4 protein-coding genes are annotated in these 4,205 nt (G+C 73.6%); 1 reads left to right on the plus strand and 3 read right to left on the minus strand.

Annotated features, from left to right (window positions below; genetic code table 11):
• The 3 genes from KBX39_RS24845 to KBX39_RS24855 form a co-directional block, all read right to left on the minus strand.
• Positions 1–1,305, minus strand: a 1,305-nt coding sequence (locus KBX39_RS24845; protein WP_210872768.1) for a PucR family transcriptional regulator ligand-binding domain-containing protein, incomplete at its 3' end; no start/stop codon positions are given.
• 78 nt (positions 1,306–1,383) lie between these two features.
• The gene (gene argG / locus KBX39_RS24850) at positions 1,384–2,835 is read right to left on the minus strand and encodes an argininosuccinate synthase (RefSeq protein WP_064445361.1); all 1,452 of its coding nucleotides are present in this window, start codon (positions 2,833–2,835) and stop codon (positions 1,384–1,386) included.
• Positions 2,836–2,879: 44 nt separating this feature from the next.
• Positions 2,880–3,728 (minus strand): RNA methyltransferase, encoded by an 849-nt coding sequence (locus KBX39_RS24855; RefSeq protein ID WP_274479037.1) that lies wholly within the window; start codon positions 3,726–3,728, stop codon positions 2,880–2,882.
• Between the two features lie 66 nt (positions 3,729–3,794).
• Here KBX39_RS24855 and KBX39_RS24860 point away from each other — a divergent pair.
• A partial coding sequence (locus tag KBX39_RS24860; RefSeq protein ID WP_247660554.1) for a thiamine pyrophosphate-binding protein occupies positions 3,795–4,205 on the plus strand: 411 nt, incomplete at its 3' end.

Below are 4,205 nucleotides of genomic sequence, written 5' to 3' on the forward strand. Positions count from 1 at the left end.
GATCTGACGCGCCTCGACGAGTGAGCGGCGGGCCTCGCGCAGACTGCCCACGCCCGAACCGGCCGCCACCACGGTGCGGGTGGCCGGAGGGCGGGACGGGGCGGCGTCCAGGCGTACCCGGCGCAACGCCGTGGCGAACGCGGCGAGTGCCTTCTCCTCGTCGGCCGCGTCGGGCAGGGCCAGCAACGCCCCCACCGCATGGTCGTCGACGGCGCTGGTCAGGGCGGTGAGTTTGGCGTCCCGCACGGCCTGGCCGACCGCCTCGGCGAGGTCACGCAGGCGGGCCGGACCGGCCTCGGGGTCGGCGTCGGCGCCCGGGCCGGCGGCCGGCTCGTCGCCACGGTGCCGGACCACCACGCCGACCAGGTGCCGTCGGTCCAGGACGACGCCCAGCGCCTTGGCGCGCAGCGCCACCTCGTCCACCGGGCGGGAGTGGTCGATGAGCGCGGTCAGCAGCGTACGGTGGATCTGCCGTTCCAGGCCCTCGGCGTCGCGCCGGATCAGCCGCCCCAGGGCCAGCGTGGAGGCGGCCCGCTCGATCAGGATGGTCAGCCGGGTCGGCGGGGTGGACTCGGCGACGGGCCAGCGCAGCAGCAGCCGTCCCCAGTCCTGCCCGCGCGCCCCGACTGTGGTGACGAGCCAGCCGCTGCCCGGGTCGTACGCGGTGCGCCCGGCCGGGCGGATCTGCCGGGAGTGCTGTTCCCAGCCGTCCAGCAGCAGTTCCGCGTTCTCCCCCGCCGGGTCGTACGCGAGCACCTGCCGGGACAGGTTCTCCAGCACCATCGGGCAGCCGGCCAGTTCGGCGGCCTGCCGCAGCACCTCGGCCGGTTCGGCGCCCTCCACCGACAGGTCGGTGAACCGCTGGTGGATCTCCTCGGTGGCGCGCAGCTCGGTGAGCTGGGCGTCCACGATCAGCCCGTGCACCGCCTCGGTGATCCGGACGAACGGGGTGCCCCGGCGCAGCTCGACCAGGGGCAGGCCGCGGCGTTCGGCGGCGGCGGCCATCACCCGGGGCACTCCGGTGAGGTACCGGCGGCCCAGCTCGACCACCAGTCCGGAGGCGCCGACGTCGGCCAGGGTGCCGATGAACTCGCGCAGCCCGGCGTCATCGGCCGGCAGCCCGATCCCGGTGGTCAGGACCAGTTCCCCGCCGCCGAGCAGGGTGGCGATGTCGGGCACCTCGGCGATGTGCACCCACCGCACCGGCCGGTCCAGCCCGGCGTTCCCGGCGACCAGGCGTGGCGCACCGTGGCGCATCGGCACCAGGTCCAGGACCTCACGCACGGTAGGGAACACGGGCGACACGCTACCCTGCGTCACCGTCGTTGCCGAGGGCCGCACCGGCCGGCTCGCCGGGGAGGACGAGCCGGCCGGGCTGCGGGATCAGTCGACGCCGAACTCCATGGCGGCCCGGTCGAGCGCCTCGTCCTCGGCGGTGGGCACGCCCCGGGAAGCGATGGCCTCGGCGCCGCCCTGCGGCATGGCGCCGATCAGCCCGGTCGAGGCCGCCTGGGCGGCGCCCACGACCCGCTGCGGGTTCCCGCCGCCGACCATGCCGACGGAGGCGTACTGCTCCAGCTTGGCGCGAGAGTCGGCGATGTCGAGGTTGCGCATGGTGAGCTGGCCGATCCGGTCGGCCGGGCCGAACGCCGAGTCCTGGGTGCGCTCCATCGACAGCTTGTCCGGGTGGTAGCTGAACGCCGGGCCGGTGGTGTCGAGGATCGAGTAGTCCTCGCCCCGGCGCAGCCGCAGCGTGACCTCGCCGGTGACCGCCGTGCCGACCCAGCGCTGCAGCGACTCGCGCAGCATCAGCGCCTGCGGGTCCAGCCAGCGGCCCTCGTACATGAGGCGGCCGAGGCGGCGGCCCTCGTTGTGGTAGTTGGCGAGCGTGTCCTCGTTGTGGATGGCGTTGACGAGCCGCTCGTAGGCGGCGTGCAGCAGCGCCATGCCGGGGGCCTCGTAGATGCCCCGGCTCTTGGCCTCGATGATCCGGTTCTCGATCTGGTCGGACATGCCCAGGCCGTGCCGGCCGCCGATGGCGTTGGCCTCCAGCACCAGGTCGACGGCGCTGCCGAACTCCTTGCCGTTGATCGTCACCGGGCGGCCCTGGTCGAAGCCGATGGTGACGTCCTCGGTGGGGATCTCCACGGACGGGTCCCAGAACTTCACGCCCATGATCGGCTCGACCGTCTCGATGCCGGTGTCCAGGTGTTCGAGCGTCTTGGCCTCGTGGGTGGCGCCCCAGATGTTGGCGTCGGTGGAGTACGCCTTCTCGGTGCTGTCCCGGTAGGGCAGGCCGCGCTCCAGCAGCCACTCCGACATCTCGGTGCGGCCGCCCAGTTCGGTGACGAAGTCGGTGTCCAGCCACGGCTTGTAGATCCGCAGCTGCGGGTTGGCCAGCAGGCCGTACCGGTAGAACCGCTCGATGTCGTTGCCCTTGAACGTCGAGCCGTCGCCCCAGATCTGCACGTCGTCGGCGATCATCGCGCGCACCAGCAGCGTGCCGGTCACGGCCCGGCCCAGCGGCGTGGTGTTGAAGTAGGCCCGCCCGCCGGAGCGGATGTGGAAGGCGCCGCAGGTCAGCGCCGCCAGCCCTTCCTCGACCAGGGCGGCGCGGCAGTCGACGAGGCGGGCGACCTCGGCGCCGTAGGTGTGGGCGCGGCCGGGCACCGAGGCGATGTCGGGCTCGTCGTACTGGCCGATGTCGGCGGTGTAGGCGCACGGGATGGCGCCCTTGTCGCGCATCCACGCGACCGCGACCGAGGTGTCGAGGCCGCCGGAGAAGGCGATGCCGACACGTTCGCCGATGGGCAGGGAGGTGAGAACCTTGGACACAAGGAAGATTATGCACGCCGTCGCATGGTCATGCAAGCCGGTCGTCAGAGCGGGTCGTCCCGCCCCAGCTCCCAGAACGCCACCGCCGCCGCGGCGGCCACGTTCAGCGAGTCCACACCGCGCCGCATCGGGATCACCACCCGCACGTCGCTGGCGGCCTGCGCCGCCGCGGTCAGTCCCGGCCCCTCCGCCCCGAGCAGCAACGCCGCCCGCTCGCGCTGCGCCGGGGTCAGCCGCTGCACCGGTACGGCATCAGGCGCGGGCGTCATCGCGAGCACGGTGAACCCGGCCGCCCGGACCTGGTCCAGCCCGCCGGGCCAGCTGTCGAGCTTCGCGTACGGCACCGCGAACACCTCGCCCATGCTGACCCGTACGCTGCGCCGGTAGAGCGGATCGGCGCAGGTCGGCGACAGCAGCACCGCGTCGACACCGAGCGCTGCGGCGCCCCGGAAGATCGCGCCCAGGTTGGTGTGGTTGTTGACGTCCTCCAGGATCACCACCCGCCGGGCGGCGGCCAGCACCTCGTCGGCCGAGCGCAGCGGCTTGCGGTGGAACGACGCGAGCACGCCCCGGTGCACGTGGAAGCCGGTGGCGCGCTGGAGGACGTCCGGCGTGGCCGCGTACACCGGCGCGTCACCGGTGTCCAGATCGGCGAGCTGGTCCACGCGCTTGGCGTCGACCAGGTACGACCGGGCCGGGTAGCCGGCCCGCAGCGCCCGCCGCAGCACCAGCTCCCCCTCGGCGATGAACAGCCCGTGCGGCGGTTCCCAGCGGGTACGCAGCTCCACGTCGGTGAGCGCGCGGTAGTCGGCGATCCGGTCGTCGTCGGGGTCGGTGATCTCGTGGACGGGCACCACGCGATTCTGCCCGGCCCGCCGGGGGCGCCCCGGCACGGGCCGGGTTTCCGCCGCCCCGGGCGGGGAACGGAGCCGCAAGGCCGACGCGACGGAGGGACCACGATGGGCGCGGATCACGACGGCAACCTCCCCCGCGACGCCACAGTCGCCGACTACCTGGTGGCCCGGCTCGCCGAGTGGGGCGTACATCGCTACTACGGCTACCCGGGCGACGGGATCAACGGCATGACCTCGGCGCTGCAACGCGCCGAGGGACGCGCCCGGTTCATCCAGGTCCGGCACGAGGAGACCGCCGGTTTCGCGGCCGGCGCGCACGTCAAGTACGGCGGCGGCCCGCTCGGCTGCGTGGTGGTGACAAGCGGCCCGGGCGCGATCCACGCCCTCAACGGCCTCTACGACGCCAAGCTCGACCACCAGCCGGTGGTGGCGCTGCTCGGGCACACCGCGCTGCCCGCCGAGGGCGGCGGCTACTACCAGGAGGTGGACCTGCTCTCGCTCTACAAGGACGTGGCG

It is taken from the genome of Micromonospora sp. D75 (assembly GCF_018070405.1).
GTDB lineage: Bacteria > Actinomycetota > Actinomycetes > Mycobacteriales > Micromonosporaceae > Micromonospora > Micromonospora chalcea.